The sequence below is a fragment of the Bacteroidota bacterium genome, assembly GCA_039111535.1.
Lineage (GTDB): Bacteria > Bacteroidota > Rhodothermia > Rhodothermales > JAHQVL01 > JBCCIM01.
Genome location: JBCCIM010000065.1, coordinates 1 through 19,445 on the forward strand (window position 1 = coordinate 1; position 19,445 = coordinate 19,445).

Annotated in this window: 14 protein-coding genes; 11 read left to right on the plus strand and 3 right to left on the minus strand. The window is 49.9% G+C overall.

Translation table 11 applies throughout. The features are described from left to right. Positions 1–171: 171 nt before the first annotated feature. Positions 172–546, plus strand: coding sequence for a four helix bundle protein (locus tag AAF564_11835; GenBank protein MEM8486232.1), 375 nt, complete (start codon positions 172–174; stop codon positions 544–546). A gap of 108 nt (positions 547–654) precedes the next feature. On the opposite strand, the gene AAF564_11840 is transcribed toward AAF564_11835, so the two are convergent. Further along, complete coding sequence (locus AAF564_11840; GenBank protein MEM8486233.1) at positions 655–1,437, minus strand: class I SAM-dependent methyltransferase; 783 nt, start codon at positions 1,435–1,437, stop codon at positions 655–657. Between the two features lie 382 nt (positions 1,438–1,819). Here AAF564_11840 and AAF564_11845 point away from each other — a divergent pair, with 382 nt between their 5' ends. From AAF564_11845 to AAF564_11875, 7 genes are all read left to right on the plus strand, one after another. Next, the gene (locus AAF564_11845) at positions 1,820–4,006 is read left to right on the plus strand and encodes a hypothetical protein (GenBank protein MEM8486234.1); all 2,187 of its coding nucleotides are present in this window, start codon (positions 1,820–1,822) and stop codon (positions 4,004–4,006) included. A 56-nt stretch (positions 4,007–4,062) separates the two neighbouring features. After that, complete coding sequence (locus tag AAF564_11850) at positions 4,063–6,249, plus strand: T9SS type A sorting domain-containing protein (protein ID MEM8486235.1); 2,187 nt, start codon at positions 4,063–4,065, stop codon at positions 6,247–6,249. Positions 6,250–6,353: 104 nt separating this feature from the next. After that, positions 6,354–7,982: a hypothetical protein gene (locus tag AAF564_11855; GenBank protein ID MEM8486236.1), complete on the plus strand. Its 1,629-nt coding sequence runs from the start codon at positions 6,354–6,356 to the stop codon at positions 7,980–7,982. Between the two features lie 6 nt (positions 7,983–7,988). Then, positions 7,989–10,928, plus strand: a complete 2,940-nt coding sequence (locus tag AAF564_11860) for a TonB-dependent receptor (protein MEM8486237.1) — start codon at positions 7,989–7,991, stop codon at positions 10,926–10,928. 30 nt (positions 10,929–10,958) lie between these two features. Continuing rightward, a complete protein-coding gene (locus AAF564_11865; GenBank protein MEM8486238.1) occupies positions 10,959–11,963 on the plus strand; it encodes a PorV/PorQ family protein in 1,005 nt (334 codons plus the stop codon). Then, positions 11,964–13,259: a hypothetical protein gene (locus AAF564_11870; GenBank protein MEM8486239.1), complete on the plus strand. Its 1,296-nt coding sequence runs from the start codon at positions 11,964–11,966 to the stop codon at positions 13,257–13,259. Between the two features lie 29 nt (positions 13,260–13,288). After that, a complete protein-coding gene (locus AAF564_11875; GenBank protein ID MEM8486240.1) occupies positions 13,289–14,491 on the plus strand; it encodes an endonuclease/exonuclease/phosphatase family protein in 1,203 nt (400 codons plus the stop codon). Positions 14,492–14,600: 109 nt separating this feature from the next. On the opposite strand, the gene AAF564_11880 is transcribed toward AAF564_11875, so the two are convergent. Both AAF564_11880 and AAF564_11885 read right to left on the minus strand, forming a co-directional pair. Further along, on the minus strand, positions 14,601–14,789 hold the full coding sequence (locus AAF564_11880; protein MEM8486241.1) for a hypothetical protein: 189 nt from the start codon (positions 14,787–14,789) through the stop codon (positions 14,601–14,603). Between the two features lie 156 nt (positions 14,790–14,945). Continuing rightward, positions 14,946–15,461: a hypothetical protein gene (locus AAF564_11885; GenBank protein ID MEM8486242.1), complete on the minus strand. Its 516-nt coding sequence runs from the start codon at positions 15,459–15,461 to the stop codon at positions 14,946–14,948. A gap of 498 nt (positions 15,462–15,959) precedes the next feature. Here AAF564_11885 and AAF564_11890 point away from each other — a divergent pair, with 498 nt between their 5' ends. The 3 genes from AAF564_11890 (at position 15,960) to AAF564_11900 (ending at position 19,294) form a co-directional block, all read left to right on the plus strand. Then, complete coding sequence (locus AAF564_11890; protein MEM8486243.1) at positions 15,960–17,525, plus strand: sulfatase; 1,566 nt, start codon at positions 15,960–15,962, stop codon at positions 17,523–17,525. 715 nt (positions 17,526–18,240) lie between these two features. After that, positions 18,241–18,849 (plus strand): sigma-70 family RNA polymerase sigma factor, encoded by a 609-nt coding sequence (locus AAF564_11895; GenBank protein MEM8486244.1) that lies wholly within the window; start codon positions 18,241–18,243, stop codon positions 18,847–18,849. Positions 18,850–18,952: 103 nt separating this feature from the next. Continuing rightward, positions 18,953–19,294, plus strand: a complete 342-nt coding sequence (locus AAF564_11900; GenBank protein ID MEM8486245.1) for a DUF971 domain-containing protein — start codon at positions 18,953–18,955, stop codon at positions 19,292–19,294. Positions 19,295–19,445: the final 151 nt, after the last annotated feature.

Below are 19,445 nucleotides of genomic sequence, written 5' to 3' on the forward strand. Positions count from 1 at the left end.
CGAACGTCCACATACAACACTCGGCTATCGGAAACCCGATCAGGTCTACCGAACTGGGCTTAAATCACAAACTATACACTAATTCATTGTCAACCTATTTCAGGACTTGACAGTGAGGAGAAGTTATGCGATTGCCCTTATAAGTGTCATTAATCTTAAAAGGATTTAATGATGGCAAGGCTTCAACGATTTCAAGATTTGTTTGCATGGCAGGTTGCCAGAAAGCTAACACGTAGTGTTTACATGCTAACAGCCAATACTGATTTCGTATCGGACAAAGGGCTGAAGTCGCAAATCCAGCGGGCTGCCGTGTCAACAATGCGTAACATCGCTGAAGGATATGCAAGAGGCACAACAAAGCAATTCAGCCATTTCCGGGACATAAGCCGAGGATCAGCCGCAGAAGTTCAATCGCTAAGCTACGTTGCTAAAGACCTAAATTACATCAATGCAGCAGAATTCGAGCTATTATTCAACCTCTCAGACGAGACAATTGCAATAATCAGCGGCCTCAAAAATTCCCTGCATAAATCTCGCACCCCCTAAAACTCCTCACTCCAAACTCAAACACTCCTCACTCCAAACTCAAACACTCTTCACTCCAAACTCAAACACTCCTCACTCCAAACTCAAACACTCCTCACTCCAAACTCCTCACTCCCCACCCGGCTTCTCGAAGATCAAAAAGTGTTGCTGCGGGAGGAAGTCCTTGGTTTCTTTCCAGCGAAGGCCGACGTGTCGCATTTCTTTGATGGCCTGGTCTTGCGTCATACGACGAAGGGCGCTGACGGGAATTGTGGGATCCTCGCCGCGGTATTCGATGAGCACAAAGCGACCGCCGGGCCTGAGGGCAGAGACAATGTTTTCCATCATCTCTCGTGGATTGGAGAATTCGTGGTAAGAAGAGACTATGATAGCGAGATCTACGCTGTCTGCCGGCAGACTCGGATTGGTGATGGTCCCAAGAATTGGGCGGATGTTGTTGATGTCCTCTTCCCGAATACGGGTCTGGATGATATCGAGCATGTCTTGCTGGATGTCTACCGCAAGTACGCCGCCACGCGGAACGAGGGGGCTGAATCGAAACGTGAAGTAGCCTGTACCGGCGCCGATATCGGCAACCACATCTGTCGGGCGCAACTCGAGGGCCTGGATGACGCGGTTGGGAAACTCTTCGGTTTCACGGTCTGGGCGCTCCAACCATTCAGGGACTTCGGGAGTATCGAGTACCTCTGCAATTTCGCGCCCCAGGTATACTTTACCGCTTCCATCAGGGGAAGAAGGGGGCTGCGTAATATAGTGTCCTGTTGGGGTTTCTTCGCCTTTTCCGGGGAAGATATTTTCGCAACCCATCATACTGGCTGCCGTGCAAAGACCGAGCAATGCAAAGACAAACTGAAAACGATGGGTGACTAAAAAAGTGCTACGCCTGTTCATGCGTTGTATCATGCCGCTGAAGATACAAGGGCCGCGATTCTTGGGATGGTCCCCTATTTCATAAAAGTTGGATTATAAAGTTCCTTTTTTGGCTACAGGAATTCATATTGCGGTGAAAACGAAGAAAAATTTCCGGCATAGTGCTGATAAAAAAGAACTTACCAAATGGTGATTGCAGATTCCTTTGTTGCCGGCAAGGCGCTGCCAGATGTGATACTTGTATGAAGGTTCGAGAATGCCCTTTTTCTTTACGTTTTCTTAAAGTAAGTTCCGTCCGGAAGTTTTAAGTTTGCAGCGTTATTCTTAAGCTGTTTCGCTCCCTGTTAAGCACACCATTCAACGGTGCCCACACCACCGAAGATTTCCACACCTCACCTGGTACATGTCGAGATTCTTTTTAGTGCTGCCGCTGGCGATCCTATTCGCCCTCGCTCCAACACAAGCCCTGGGACAAGAATTGTTCGAGGAAGCAGTTGTAGATGTAGGCAACGTAGGGCTGACGGTTACGAATGCCGGCTTTATTGGCAAAGCCAATGTGCGAAACAATCCCACAGGTCCTCCCTCTTTCGAATATCCCCTGGATTCAGGCATTGAACACTTGTTTGAAGCAGGATTGTGGGTAGGTGCCATCCGGAGCGACGGTACGGTCACCGTTAGAACGGGAGCCGTGACTGCTGCAGGTGGATACAGCCCGGGCGCTTCGGGATATGAGTTTGCGCAGGCGAGTACGATTATTTCGCGATCAACCCTGCCAGAATCCGAGTTTTTCACGGGCCAGGCCACAAGTCATCAGGACTATGCGACTACTTATGTAGATACGGCAGCTGTGTTACCCGGGACCTCTATCCCAATGCCAGATCCGCAGGGCCGGCTGGGCATGGTTGTCGAGCAACAGTCTTTTGCATGGAATTTCCCTTTCACAGAATACTTCGTCATCCTAAACTTTGACATCGTAAATATCAGCGATGCAACATGGGACAGCGTTTATGTTGGTATTTACCATGATATCGTTGTTCGCAACATCAATACAACGAATGAAGGTGGCGGGGCCTTTTTCAACAAAGGCGGCTATGGGTTTCGGGACGACCTGTATGCCTCATACGGTTTTAATGCAGGTGGAGTAGAAGAAACCCTCAATACATACGGTTCGGTTGTGTTCCTCGGTGCCGAATGGCGCGATCCGCTAACCGGCCAAGAACGGTTCTTCCATCCTACCCTCGCAGATGCATTTGTGCAAGATGGATACGCACCACCCCGTGTTACGCCGCGTTGGTGGTTGTTTGGCGGTGGGCTTGATGAGTTTGCAAGGCCATCTTCGGATGATGAGCGCTATCGCCGCATGGCGCAGCAATTTCCGAACCCAGACAACTTTATGAGTGAGATGGAATTCGAAACAGCACGGGATGACTGGTACAACCGTATCCGCACGGATGGCCAACAGGCCGCGGGTAACTGGATAGGCATGACCTCTTCTGGGCCCTACCCGTCTGTCTCGCCAGGTGATACATTGACTGTCACTTTTGCCGTAGTAGCTGCACTCAAAACAGAGGATGCCCAGGAACAGGCCGGAAAACCCATCGACACACCGGAGTCTCAGACCCTGCTAAACAATAACATCCTGTGGGCGCAACGCACCTATTCAGGTGAAGACAATAACTTCAACGGTGTGCTGGACAGTGGTGAGGATGTAAATGGTAATGGTGTGCTCGACCGCTACCTGATCCCTGAGCCTCCTGCCTCCCCACAGATCAGAGTTGAATTCTCTAACCCTGAAACAGATAACGCTACGGGCCAGGATACAGGCGTGACAATATACTGGGATCGTAGCGCAGAGGAATCCAGGGACCCTGTAACCGGATTACAAGATTTTGAAGGCTATAAAATTTATCGCACCAACCCAGGCGACGACCGCTCAGGAAATATCCTTGATCAGGCAACGCTTATTGCTCAGTACGACACCCCGGGCAACGAAACAGGTTTCAACAATGGGTTTGACGCCATACGGCTTGAGGAGCCTGTTACGTTTGAAGGAGATCCGAACGAGTACTGGTACAGGTTTGAAGCAAACAACTTGCTAAATGGCTGGCAATATCTTTTTACCATCACCGCGTTTGACACAGGGGATCCACAAGCCGGCCTGCCTTCTTTCGAATCTTCGCGTGTTGCAAATGCCACCCGCGTATTCCCGGGCACGCCTTCGAACGATAATGAAGCATTTGAAGTAGGTGTTTACCCTAATCCCTACCGTATCAATGCCGCCTGGGATGGCAACACATCGCGCACGCGCCGGCTCAATTTTTATAACCTGCCGGCACAATCTCAGGTCCGCATTTACACCGTGGCGGGCGAAATTGTAAAAACGCTCGACCACGACGCAACAACTTATACCGGGGACACCCGGTGGTTTGACGACTTTAGCGCAGAAAATCGCCGGCTGCCAGGCGGTGAACACGCCTGGGACCTGCTTTCCGAAAATGGCCTTAGCCTTACAGCCGGTCTTTATCTCTACACGGTCAAAGACCTTAATTCGGGCGATGTCCAGCATGGCAAATTTGTGATTATCAAATAATGCAACCCATCTGCCCCCAAGTTTAAACAACCATCCTAACCAACATCACTTACACAATGATTAGAAACGCTATCAAACGTTTTTCACTCCTACTGATTGTGTTTATCGCTACGCCAGCATTGGCGCAGGATATTACGTCAGTACGTGACATCAATGCCATTCCTGAGTCGCAGCTAATGACGCTTCAGGCCGGCGGAGAAAACCTGACTTCAGAAGAAATCGAAGCCAATATTTTCAATGAAATTGCTGGTACTACCGTAACTATTGAGGTAGTACTTATGGCTGACCCGCGTAACTCGGGCCTGGCCAATGTAACCGATGGCCGCCCTTCTCGTGTCCATGTCTTCGGGCGTGATATCCAGGCCGCTACCGAAGGAAATGAAGGCATGGGTATCCATATTGTAGATGGCGCCTTCGACACCAACAACCTGTTGAGCTTTGGCATTGGGGAAGTATTGCGTATCACTGGAGACATTTCTCCTTTCGGTACAACGATGCAGATCTCACCGTCTTCCATTGAATTCCTTGGTTCGTTGGCTGATCTTTCGCTGCCTGAAACCCTGCTAGACCCGGTAGTTGTTACAACTGACCAGATCAACGCAGCAGTTGGTACCGGGGACGGCGTTCAAGCCAACTTTGCCAATCTGGCAGACCTCCGTAACCAGTTTGTCCGGATTGAAGGAGCAACATTGCAGGCACGCCTGCTGACCAACCCTGACCGGCCGGATTTCTACGTTTCCTCAGACGGCGGAACCACAATTGCTAACTTCTACGATACCGGCCTACAGTTCCGTAACGACCGAGGCGACTATCCTGAAACGTTCAATAATGAAGACGTGACAGACCTTGACGATTTTGTACCACCTCCTCCTGGTTCGGTATTGAATCTGCAGGGTTTCCTCATTTTCCAGGACTTTGCTGATGGCATTGGTCGTAGTGTACCAGATCATGGTATCCTGAGCATCGTTCCTTTTGAGCGTCGCGGTTGCGATGGTACAGAAGGATTCCGTTGTGACATTGAAGTTACCGAGACGCCGCCAATTATCTCTGCCCTTACGGGACCAGCTGGTATTCCAGCAGGAGATGCTGACGTAACCATCTCTTTCGTTACCACTCCTGACCCAAGCCGTACTATCGACTCAAGCTCTTGCATCTACTTTACTTCTGAAGATGCTACAGAAATGACTGTTGACGGTACCGCCATGGGTGACATGGTTGAATGTACAATTCCTGCACAGACTGACGGTGTATTCACAACGTACTGGGCAACTTCTACAGACAACACAGGTGCTACGTCAACTTCTGACCCAGCGTTCTATCGTACGCTGGCTGATGGCATCAATTCTATCGAAGACATCCAGCTCACAATCGATGAAGGGCCTGGCGACAGCCCATTCACGGGACTTACCACAACGATGAACATCGTAGCGACGGTACAGTCTGATCCTTCTGTTTCAGGTCTGATTGTACTGCAGGATGATTCAGAGCTCGCCGGCTGGACCGGCATCTTCCTGTCTGAAAGCGGCACTTCACTGCAGCAGGGTGACCTCATTAATATCACGCAGGCTGACATTTTCGAGTCATTTGGCGTAACCACCCTTGGTTCTGCCACCTACGATGTGATGTCTTCTGGTAACCCAACGCTCGACAGAAAAGTAGTACCAACAACGGTACTGCTTGATGAGAGCATCGCCGAAGCCCACGAAGGTATGATGCTTCGTTTTGAAGAAGTTGTAAGCGGCCCAGAGCGCAGCTTTGGAGAGTGGACGTTTGCCACCAGTGGCACCGAAGATTACCTCATCGGTGACGATGCATCACAGGGCATCGCTAGCGACTTTAACACCTCTATTCCTGAAGGTACTGAGCTTGCCTTCATCCAGGGTGTTTGGTGGTTCTCGTTTGGCGATTACAAGCTTGTACCTGAGTCGTTGACGGACGTAGGTATTGGTGGTGTAAACACGGAGGACGGCGAACAGCCTTTCAGTTTCGCACTGGAGCAGAACTACCCGAATCCGTTCAACCCAACTACCTCGATCAGCTACGCAGTACCTGTAGCCGGCCAGGTAACGCTTGAAGTATTCGACCTCCTTGGTCGCTCTGTAAGCGTATTGGTTGACGGCGTTGTAAACGCTGGCGAACATACTTTCCAGTTCGACGCAGCTAACCTGCCAAGTGGCATGTACCTCTACCGCCTCACGGCTGGTGAGCAAACCACTACGCGCAAAATGCTGCTGATGAAGTAACGCATCGGTAATTTGACAGGGTGATGGTTATCACCCTGTAGCAGGGTAGCTACAGGGTGATAACCAGCCTGTTTTTATTCCAAGATTTTAATTTCCCACTGACTGTGAACCGGACGCTAGGCCACTTGCTTCTGTTTGTATGCCTCCTCTGCTGCCTCGTGCAATTGGGATGTGACTCGGACATTTCTGGCACCCCGCTTGAAAACCAGCCCCCAGACACCGAATTGAGTGTTCGGGACACTTCGCTGGTAGACAACCTCAATGAAGAAAACCGGCTAATCAGCACCGTGTTTGCTTCCTGGTCCGGTGATGACGCAGACGGATTTGTCCAATCTTTCGAATTTAGATTCTTTGACGAGAATGACCTCCTTATGCCAGAAGAAGGTTGGACAGCCACACTCGCCAACGATACGCTGATTCTGTTACCAATCGAACGCGGCTCCAAAACCGCTAACGTAGCTTTTGAAGTGCGAGCCATTGACAACGAAGGCATCAAAGATCCTACGCCGGCACGCACCGTATTCCCTATTCAAAACAGCCCCCCTAACATTCGTATCAGTTCGTTTGACCTGCCGCCAGACACGACCTTTGGCATTATCTCTTTTGCCTGGCGTGCGGACGACCCAGACGGACCAGAAAACATCACCAGAATTGATATCTCACTCAACGATTCGACTTCGTTTGTGAGCCTGCCGCCAGATGTTGACTTTATTACCCTGAGCGCAAACAATATGGGCCGCGATCAAGCGGCCGGCACAACCATTGAGAGCGAGGTGTTCTTTGGACGCGGCCTCGTATCTTCTGGTATCACCGTGCCCGGCCTGATGCTGGAATCAGACAATACCTTCTATGTCCGCTCGGTGGATGCAACCGATACGACTAGCACAATCGAACGTTTTGAATGGTATGTCAAAAAATCCAATAGCAATATCCTGTTTGTCAATGATTTCAGAAAAGCGTCGAATCCGACCATCCAGTCTTTCCATGTAAACCTGCTGCAAGAGTATCTGCCAGCGGGTACAGATCTGGACACATGGAAAATTGCTGAGCCTTTTGTCACCGGCAACACGGGCAATGCGCCTCGCTCTGATGCTCTTCCACCCAATGCGTCTCCTACGCTGCAAAGTTTCTTTAATGCGTACGACTACATCTATTGGGTAACTACAGCCTCGACGAACAGCGTGCAGGGCAATAACCTGCCCCTCGCAGCCAGCGTAATGGATGGCTTCTTCGATCAAGGTGGCAAACTGATGGTGCACTCCCCCATCACCCTGCCCAACGACCCGGAAACAAACCTGAACAATCCAGCTGTTGCAATTTTACCGGTCAATGAATTGGTGCTGCTGCCCGATTCTCTACGCCGCCTCAGCCTGCCAACAGGATCTACGCTCACGCCACTCAACGAAGTACCCGGCACCGGGCAGGTACCACCGGAATTGACTGTACAACAATTTATCATTGGCGCGCTGCCCTTTGTTGCAGATGGCGCGAGTACCGTTCCATTGTATGACGGCATGTACCGCTACGTAGCGCTGAACAGCAACCAGGGAGACTGGCCCGGCCCGTCTAGCGTGGCGTCAATAAGTGCTGACCAGCGGATCGGGATTTTCACCATCCCTATGGTTAACGAACAAACTGGAGCACCTTCGCTAACCGATGCCAACGGGGACGGCGAAGCAGCCAAAACTGCCGTTAAGTTGATGCTTGAAAGCCTCGGATTTCCAAAACGCTAATTGTTGATGATGCAAACCCGAACAAATATTTCTCGGCTATTCGTTGCGCTATTGCTTGGCGGCATCCATCTATTGGGATTCCAACCGTCTGCATACGGGCAGGGTAGCATCGCCGGCACCATTACCGATGCTGACAACGGTGAAGCCCTCATTGGCGTTAATGTCATTGTTGTCGGCACAGCAAACGGCGCAGCATCCGACTTCGACGGCAACTATGAAATTGCCAACCTCAATGCGGGAGAATACTCGCTCAAAGTCTCCTACATCGGCTACCAAACGAAGCTATTCACAGCAATTGCTGTTCAAAACGGTCAGACAACGACGCTAGATATCGACCTGGAGATCGCGGTACTTTCTACAGACGATGAGATTGTGATTGTTGGCGAAAAACCGCTACTGGATGTTGAGAGCGCAACCAGTTCTGTCACCATCTCAAGCGATCAGATTGCTGCTGCACCTGTTCGAGATATTCAGGGTGTTGTGGCAGCCCAGGTTGGTGTGGTGCAAGATCCAACAGGACTGTATATACGCGGTGGCCGTGCGGATGAAACCGGGTTTATTGTTGATGGTGTTTCTGCTAAAGACCCACTGGCTGGCACTGGATTTGGTCTCGACATTGGCACCAACGCTTTCAGTGAAGTGGAAGTCACAACGGGCGGTATTGGCGCTGATGTAGGTGATGTGACGTCGGGTGTTGTCTCCGTCCGGACACAGGATGGCACAGACCAGTTTGCCGGCTTCTTCGGACACAAGCGCGATAACTTCGGATACAATGAGGACGCATCATCCAACTTCCAGGAAGAGACTTATGAGTTTAACCTCAGCGGACCTATTGTTCGTGAAAAACTCAGGTTTTTTGCCTCTGGTCAGGTTCAGCTGGCAGACGGTTTTACCCGCCAAACAGCAAATCCGGAGCAGGTACGTTCCTCCCTGGTAAAGGGGACCTTCTTTATGCCACGCGCAGGTAATCGCTGGAATGGTATTGCCAAGCTGACGTACGACCTGAAATCAGGCATGAAACTGCAGACTTCTTACCAGCGGTCGCTAACGGTCAACCAGAACTCGCGCATGTTGCAGGTAACAGGTAACGACGCCATTGTCTCACCTGGCTTTCAATACGCGTTTGTCCTCAACCCTGACAATGCCAATACCTACGCACACGACAATATTATTGCCTACGTAAAATGGTCTCATGTACTGAATGAGCGGTCTTTTTATAATGTGCAATTGAGCCGACTATTTACGCGGCTCCGCGCTGACGCAAACGGACGCGACTGGCGGCCTGAAAGTGTTTCTTCAGAACTTGACCCGGAAAGCATTGTCACGTACCCCGCCAACCTGTTCCTAGATCAAGCTGGTGAGCCTCTTGATCCTAATGGTCTTTTTGTGCTACCAGGCCCCGGTCTCATCAACAACGGCGGCATTGCCACGCGTTTTCACGACCACTTTGCTGAAGAGATCACTTTAAAGAGTACCTATACTCGCTTCTCCGCTGACAAAAATAACCAGACGGATGTCGGTTTCGAATTCAAATTCAACGACTATCAGTGGATTGATGTATTGCGGCCATGGGTTGGTGCTCCTGTCGGCTCTGACGATCAGGGCACAACCAGTACAAACCGACTAGGAGAAAGCTCGGATATCTGGCGGGTCAAACCCAAGCGTGGCGCCTTTTTCGGCACACAGCAGATCCGTTACCGTGGTCTTATTGCCAACCTTGGCCTGCGCCTCGAATATTGGGCTCCTGGCAAATACGTAGATGATCTTGTAGATAATCCTATTGCCCCGATTCTCGACGGGGTACGGGAGGACTATAAAGACAACACAATTTCCCTTTTTGGGCTGCGCTACAAACTCAGATTGCTACCCAAACTTCGGGTCTCCTTCCCTATTCAGGACAACAGGGTACTCTTCTTTAATTACGGACACTCCACGCGTATTCCACACCCGACGTTTGTGTATACCGGCCTCGATCCATTCTTCCAGGACCGCTCCTTCTTTTCTGACCTGGGTAATCCTGACCTGAATCCAGAAGTTGACATTTCCTACGAGCTTGGGCTGCGCAATCAATTTTCGAGCAACGACGTGTTCAACATCACGGCGTTCTGGCGGGACAAATTCGACTTCATTACCGTATCCAATGTTGTGGTTAAAGACCCCACTGGCAGAGATGTAACGCGGGCATTCCGTATCAACGGCGACTTTGCACGTGTTCGGGGTATTGAGGCAAGCTATCTAAAACGTATTGGGAACTGGTTTCAGGGGCAACTCAGCGCTTCTTTCTCGCGCGCAACTGGCTTGAGTTCAACCAACAACGATGCCCTTTCCGACTTCCTGGCTAACGGCGACATCGACAATACCTTTGAGACGCCCCTTGCCTGGGACCGGCCATTGGATCTGAAAGCAAGTTTCACCTTCTCTTATGATGAAGATGAGCCCTTGATGAATATCCCTGGTATCAACAGGTTCAAGCTCTTTCTTTCAACCACCTACAGAAGCGGACAGCGCTACACTCCTGTGCTCTTCCGGGGCAACGAGGTGAATCCCTTTACTGGTGAAGCCGACTGGCGTCCGGTATACGAAGTTGATCCGGATCCTGCCAAACGCTTTTCAGAAATTGGTGAACCCTGGTGGTGGTTTGACCTCAACTTGCAACGTTCATTCAAAGTCAGTGCATCTGATGTGCTGTTAACGCTTGAGATCACCAACCTCTTCAATCAGACGAATGGCGTAATTGTAAACCCGGTAACAGGAGAGGCTTATCCGAATATCGATGCCACGTCAACCAATTTTGTTGATTTGCGCGGCAACCAGAGTTTTGATGTGACTTCCAGCACCCGTGATCTGCGGTATGAAGATCCCAATGCCAGCGGCACACCCCCGTTCAATCCTGCACGATTCCTGCCTCAGCGGCACATCGTGCTTGGTATCTCATTCCGTTTCTAACTGTTAACCTGAGTTTCTAATCACTGAACTATGCGCATTAGAATCATCATATTGTTGGCGTTCTTCATGGTGCCTGGCACGCTGCAAGCTCAGTTGCTGCCCAACCTTGGGGGTGACCGCGCTGGCACGTCGGGGTTTCAGTTCCTCAAGGTTCCGGTAGACGCCCGTGGCGCTGCACTCGGCGAAACGGTTGTATCAAACGCAATTGATGCCAGTGCCCTCTTTTGGAATCCCGCGCTTGCAGCACACCTGGACAAATTCAGCTTTGGCGTTAGCCATGTGTCATACTTCGTTGATGTAAACCTCAACTACGTTGGCACAACTTTCCATCTCCCCGGCCCTTCGCTGACCATTGGGTTAAGCTTGCAAACCCTGAGTTCGGGCGAAATGGATGTTACCACAGAATTTGAACCGTTCGGGACAGGCGAGACGTTCAGCCTGTTCGACATGGCCGCCGGTCTCACCATTGCCCAAAGCCTTACGGACTTGTTCAGTTATGGGGTAACCACCAAATACATCCGCGAGAGTGCTGCTGGAATAGATCAAACTACTGTTGCTTTTGACCTCGGCATATTCTACCGGATTGGCAATACTGGTGCCCAGATGGCCGTATCACTGCGCAATTTTGGACTCGATAGTTTTGCCAATGGTGAAATCTCACGTAATGTCATCGCAGACCCCTCAGTGGTGATTGAAGATGACCTTGAGTCGCTTACGTTACCCACCACGTTCCTGCTCGGCCTCACGTACAACGTGATGCAAAGCAATCCATCGAGCAACCTGTTTGTCTCTGCCCAATTGAACAATCCGAATGACAATGCAGAGAACTGGAATATCGGGATAGAATATGTTTGGCAGGACCTGCTTGCCTTGCGCACAGGATACCGTTTTGGCATTGAAGAATATACCGTCCCTAGCGCCGGCATCGGACTCACGCTGCCTTTTATTGGTCCAGACGTACGCTTTGACTATGGCTTCAGCCAGTTGGAGCGTTTGGGTACCGTTCACAGAATTAGCCTGCTCACCGCATTTTAAATGATTCGTCCTACCGCATCAATGCTACAAAACGGGTTTATCATATCACTCCTCTTGCTGCTGGTCACGCTTACGGGTTGTGATGATTTATTTGGCTCCAAGCAGGATAATACAACCGATGAAATATTCGACGCCGGCCGCATTGAGCCAGGGCTTGTCAGCGAAGTGGAATACGTACCGTTGTCCCCCTTCTTCACTATATCAGGAGATGCATCGCAGTTGCAGGCTCCGCAAGATGTATACGTAGGGTTTGATCAACTACTCTATGCCGTTGATGCACGGGGTTTACATGTATACGATCTGGCTGGCCGGCCGGCGCTTTTTCTTGACATCCCGGGTGGTGGCACATCTGTTATCCAGGATCGGCGGTTTGACGTATACGTTACCGCCCGCCGTGACACGATGCTGAACGGCCGCAACTGGAATTTACCCGTCATTATTCATTACACAGGTATTACAACAGGGAATCCCAGCATCAAAAACGTGATCTGGCATCCGTTTGACGACGACTCGAGAAAGTTCAACCGCCCGGATCCTATTTCAACAGACGAAGAAGTTGAGTTTACAGGTGTAGCTGTGCTGCGTGACAACTCTATTTACGTTTCGCGCCGGGGCCCCGTCAATGACCGCACATCGGTGATTTTGCCACATAATACAATTTTGTCATTCACACCGGAAGGTATTAACCTGGGTGCCATTCTCGCTCTTAATCCTACACGGGCCAGTCTACGTAGTGCGATAAACCCTGCTGACGTGCTTACTTTCGTCCACCCTCCGCAGCGTTCATCCTTTACCGCTGAGCAGCATTTTATTCTCGCGCAGAGTGCAACGCTAGATGGTGACCCACAAAATATCGCTGCTGGTGATGAACTCGCATTCCCGGTATTATCAATCCTGGCCGTCCAAACCAATGATGGCATTGATTACCGACCAGATACCCAACGTCTCCAAAGCGCATTTAATCCTAACAGAGGGGCGGGCTTTCTCTATGAAGAGTTCAAATTCCTGAACCCATCAGACCTGGCTTTTGCTGCAGATGGCACCAATTATCTTTATGTACTGGACTCTGGCAAAGACAGCCTGTTTGTCTTTACAGCTGCCGGCGTAGAAGGCGTTGCGCCTCCACCGGGCTCCCAAAGCACCATCCCGGTTCCTGTTTCGTTTGGCGGTACAGGCGATGGTGCGCTACAGTTCGACAACCCGAACGGTGTAGCCTACTATGACCAGATTGTTTACGTTGCAGACTCAGGCAACAACCGCATTGCGCGATTCAAATTGAATACGGACTTCGAATAAACCCGTTTTATCCCCCTACTTACTTCTCTATGTACATCAAATCCTACTTCATTTTTATTGCTTCGTTTTTTCTATTCACTCATGTAAACGCGCAATCGGTCGAGAATATCGGCAACGACAACACGCTGGATATCGCTACCTGGAATATTGAATGGTTTGGTAATGAGAACAATGGCCCGTCCAATACGACATTGCAGTTAAACAATGCTGCAGCTGTCATTAGTGGTTCTGGCGTAGATTTATGGGGTGTTCAGGAAATTGCTGACGGCGATGATTTTGAAACGTTGCTTGCTACATTGGGAGATGATTACGATGGGCGACTGGCAACAAATAGTGGCGAGCAAAAAGTTGGCTTTATTTACAATACCAATGTAATTCGGGTTCGACAGGTGCGGCACATTCTCGAGTCATTTGCTCAGCCTTTTGCCTTCCGTCCTCCCTTGCAACTGGAGGCTGACATTATGTTACCTGATACTACAGTCATCGTAACATTTATTGTCCTGCACATGAAGGCCTTTTCCGATCCGGACAGCTACGAACGGCGCGTTGATGCATCGGGCCGCTTGAAAAATCATATCGACTTCACCACCCTGGAAAGCGAGCATGTAGTTGTTTTGGGAGATTTCAATGATGAACTAGAACGTTCGACCTCAGGTGGCCGGCCTTCTCCCTATGCCAACTTTATCGAGGACCCTGATGATTTCGCGTTTGTAACCCTGCCCATTGAAGAAGCAGGTGACGGTTCTTTTTGCAACAACTCATCGTGTACAAGTACGGGTAACATGCTCGATCATATTTTGATCACCAATGAGTTATTCGGAGACTATATAAGCAATTCAGCTGGATTCATTCCGGATCTTCCTGACGACATAAACCTCTTCGGCAGCTCTACTTCTGATCATCTGCCTGTCGTTGCCCGCTTTGACTTCAGCCAGGTCTCTACTAGCACAGAAATACCAGAAGGCGTGCAGGCCACCTTAACCGTAGATGCACCCTATCCCAATCCGTTTGTGCGAGAAAGTAATCTCTCGCTGCAACTCGCGGCACCTGCCGCGCTGCGCGTAGATGTATACGACCTGTTAGGCAGACGTGTTGAAACGCTGGAAAATAGATTTGCAAGCCCCGGCGCCTACCAATACGTACTGCCGGCAGACAACCTCACCCCAGGCGTTTACCTCGTCCGTGTTGCTGCTGACCAGGTTGTAAAAACGATGCCCGTCACATTACGCTAAATGTCAGGTGCAGGGCCTTAACTGTGGCGACAAACGCTGTAGTTTCAGATCCTTCGCTTTCGCTCAGGATACGGCTTTGTCAGATAAACTTGAATTTATCACACAAAGCCTAGCTGCTGGTCGTCTTCAGGCCAAACTCAAACCAGATTAACATGGCGTCAACCGTATTTCCGAACGGAAAGCCGGCCTCCTTGTAGCCGTCCATGGTGGTGCGATAGAAATCTGCTATGACCCGCCGTAAGTGTGGACTAGGGGGTGGCAATGGTTCAGACTCAAGATCGCGTTCGTTGTTATCCATGTGATATGTCTGCGCTAAAAACCTGTGTTCTGTGGTCCCTCTCTTTATCGGCACTTTTACCAGCTTCTATACAAAAAAAGAGCAGGCCCGTCGGACCTGCTCTCTATTGTCTTGCATGGCAAAGCAAGCAAAGGAATTTGTATCTTATCAACCGCTTTATTCAGCCAGATTAAAGTGTGCTTTAACGGCTTCATAGTCGTTCAGGTCGATGTTTGCCTGGCGTGCAAAAGCGAGATCATCCAGGATTACAACCTTGATACGGCGGTCAGGCTGATCGATCAGAGGCGCTTCAGGCGTTGAGGCTTCATAGAACACCTCAACAAGCCCATCATCATAGGCATATCCCATCGTAATGGTATAGTCGACAGCAAGGATGTCCGGAGACTCAATCCCAAACGTGTACGGCATTGCCGTCCAGGTCCCTTGCTCGCGGAAGTAGGCAAGCACCACACCGTTGTCTACAACATTCGGGGTAACATTGCCTACTGAAAATTGAACAGAGGCTACATCGCCGTTAATGGCGGCATCTTGCATGGAGAAGACAAATTCTACCGGATACATTATCGTCCCTTCGTCGTCGTTAGCGTCGATAATACATCCGCTAAGCAAAAACATGAAGGCGATCAGGGGCAGGGTCGAGAGAGCGTTTTTTCTAACGTTTAAATTTTTCATGGTATCATACTCCTAAATTTCTGGGCCGGCGGAGTCTGTCTTCCTATCAACTGGACAAACGCGATTGTGAATCTCCGCACAAATGCATACTGGTTGGTCTTTTTGCAAATGCCAAGCCGGGTAACGTTCATCAGACACTGACAGCGGGCTACATCTCCCTAAATCAACTCAAAACCTCCCTTAAAGCACTAAAAAGGACGTTTCAGCAGAATTTGCTTCTAAATCTGACCTTCCGGCATCTCGCAAAAACCTGTCTACTTAACTGTACAGTTCTGTAGCTATAACTGATGCACTAACGTATCCCAACAGCGTGTTGTTACGCAGACTTGGTAGCGTAGACGCGGCTGTTCATACCCAACTGTATCTCACCATAATGCCACAACAACCGCCTGTGTGAAAATCAGTAAGTCCATTTGTGGATTTCGTGGCGTCCGTTCAGTATTCTAACATCAGACTACATACACAGCCTCACCCCGTCACCCAATCGCCCCCTGTATTATGTATCGCTGCCAGCCTCCCCGCTTTGCACTGTTTCTTTTACTCGGTCTCTTTTTCACTGGCGCTTTTCTTGTTACAGGCAATGCCACAGCCCAGGAGACCCGGCCCAATATCCTCTTTATTATGTCGGATGACCACGCTGCACATGCGGTTGGCGTGTACGGAAGCCGGCTCGCGGTTGTTAATCCTACCCCACGACTCGACCGCCTCGCTGCAGAAGGCATCCACCTCACCAACGTATTTGTTACCAATTCTATTTGCACCCCAAGCCGGGCTACGCTGATGACCGGGCAATACAGCCATGTAAACGGGGTACTCACGCTCAACGGCCGCATCGAACCCGAGCGCCAGCATCTGGCTAACCTCATCGGAGACGCTGGTTATGAAACCGCTATGATCGGTAAATGGCATCTCAAAGAAGAACCAGCAGCATTTGATTACTACGCTGTATTACCGGGCCAGGGCTCCTACTTCAACCCGATACTCCGTGTGGATGGCGAAGGTGCATGGCCCAACAACGTGGTGCGCTATGCCGGGTATGATTCCAAACATTCATCAGACGTTGTAACCGATTTATCGCTAGAATGGCTAAAGGGCCGTGACACCCAGAAACCATTCTTTCTGATGCACCACTTCAAAGCACCACACGATAACTTTGAAAATGCGGAACGGTACGACTGGCTGTACGAAGACATCGAAATCCCCGAACCCCAGAGCTTGCGCTTCCAACCTGAACATGGGTCTGTTGCAACAGCCGGCACAGGCACCTCTGTATCCAAACGAAATGAACGACGCAACATGGGGCACCACATGTTTGTCGACCAGGCAGCTGACAGTTCCACATACACACACCTCGCTTACCAGCGCTACCTCAAAAAATACCTGCGCACCGTCCGGGGAATTGACGACAATGTGGGCCGGCTTCTCGACCATCTAGAAGAAACGGGCGAGTTAGACAACACCATTATCATTTACACATCGGACCAGGGCATGATGCTCGGCGAACACGACTATATCGACAAACGCTGGATGTACGAAGAGTCACTCCAGGTGCCATTTATCGTCAGGTATCCAGCATACGTAGCGCAAAGCTCAACGTCAGATGCCATTATTAACAATGTAGACTTTGCCCCTACCCTTCTTGAAATGGTTGGGATCACAAAACCCGACTTTATGCAGGGAGATAGCTTCCTGTCGATCTTGAAGGGCAATGACCCGCCGGCCAACTGGAAAACGGCTTCCTACTACAGGTACTGGATGCACATGACCCACCACGACAACCCGGCGCATTATGGTATCCGCACCAAAGACTATAAATTGATCTTCTATTATGGCTTGCCCCTGGATGCTGTCGGCGCACTCGAAACGCCAACCCAACCCGGATGGGAACTCTACGATCTGCGTACCGACCCCCATGAGTTACGCAATGTGTACAAAGACCCGCGATATGCAACTGTTGTGCAGGAACTGAAACAAGAACTGCTCGACACCAAAACTGCAATAGGCGATACCGACGACAAATACCCGGCATTGATGGCAAGAAGAGCGCAATACTGGAACGATTAGATGGCGTAAACCAGCAGGGCAATTGACCAGCAGCCGAGGCGGGTTGATTCCATCAATCAGCCCGAAAATAAAAAGTAACTACTTCTTCCGTGTTGCCCAATCTCCGGAATGATTGGTAGACAGGATTAAGAAAGTTTTTGCTTATTTATTATTGAAGTATACTTCCCTTCCTGTTAGTACCCTGGGTTAACGCCTTCTGCAGCTTTACCAAAAGCACCTCTCAAAAGACGTTTTTGTAATCCAATTTACCGTCGTGTTTTTCAGTAAAACGACTGTTGATTAATTTATTTGATATAAACTAATATTAGGTATCAATTTATGTGAGTTGCATCTCATCTTTTTGATCGGCCCTCTTTTCTACTGCCTTTGTACATTGGCAACCGATCTGATCTGGGTACTTGCCTTTCTTATGATCAGCATATCGTAACGCCTGACGTGGTACCAGCACGAAACCTGGCCATTAGTGTTCATCCCTCGAAGAACTGTCCCTCCTTTTCAGGCAAATTCAGCTTCAAATCACAATAATTTCAAAATTAAAATGAAACGATCGCGCTTTAAAGACAGACATATGTCTTAAAAATTCCGTATTATAGAAAGCTCTCTGAAAATCGAAACACCCGTTTTTGAAGGCGAATGGCCGTTTGCCTTCTCGTAGATTATAGATTACAACATGTTAGACACTCCCCAGACCATAAGATCCCGTTATGCGCCCAGCATGACTTCCAACAGATATGAGACGCTCGTACAGATGAGCGACGAAGATCTGATGGAGCAGTTCCAGCAAGGGACGGTTGAGGCATTCAACATCCTTGTTGACAAGTACTCAGAACGACTTACACATTACCTGTATGGTTTCTTGGGTGATGCCAAGCGTTGTGAAGACCTGTTACAAGAAACGTTCCTTCGTGTCTATCGGAACCGTCATTCGTACCAGCGCATCGCGAAGTTTTCAACATGGCTTTACACCATTGCCGGCAACCTGGCGCGCTCCGAATATCGTAAGCGCAAGCGCAGACGCATGTACTCTTTGCAGTCCGTAAACCGCGACAACGAAGAGTATGAATTGCAGCTTCCTGACGAGACTTTTCGTCCGGATAACCACGCTGAAAGCACAATTCAGGACAAGTACATTCAGGACGCCCTGGATGAGATTCCTGAATCTTTCCGTGAAGTAGTTGTACTTCGTGACGTACAGCAGCTTGCTTACGAGGAGATTGCTGAGATTACCGGGTTACCGATGGGAACGGTTAAAAGTCGTATTAACCGCGGCCGCTCTAAACTTCAGATTCTCCTGAAAGATGTTTACCAGGCAGAGGAAGCTTAGTTCAGCTAGCTGGAAATCTTTTCTTTAAGAAACACCCTGGCAGTCTGTCTGTCGGGGTGTTTTCTTTTACCCAATATTTTGAAGAACAACGCTGCGCCTACCCATGCCCCAACCCTCCTTCCGTGCAAAACGTCTCACCGTTGAGAAAGAAGCGCAAACCCTGACAATCGAATGGGCAGACGGACACGTCACCGTTTTTCCGCTGGATGGTCTCCGCCGCACTTGTCCCTGCGCGTCCTGCGCCGGCGGTCATGAAAACATGGGCAAACTCCCTGACCCTGACCTCTTTCGCGTACCCGGCTTGATGCGATGGGACAACATTGCAATAACGCCCGTTGGCGGCTATGCCATTTCATTTAAATGGGATGATGGACACGATGCCGGGATTTATACCTGGGAACGGTTGCGTGTTACTTGCCCTTGTGATGTCTGCCGGGCTGCGTAGCTGATAGCGCGATCTGCTTACAAGCGTACTTCGCTCGTTTTCAACGTTAAGGGCCTGTAGAGGTATTGCTTGTCCTATTTGGTGTAGGCTGCTTTTCTCGCTTCCAGCGTGCTGAGGGGGATCCTTCGCTCGCGCTCAGGATACGCCTTTT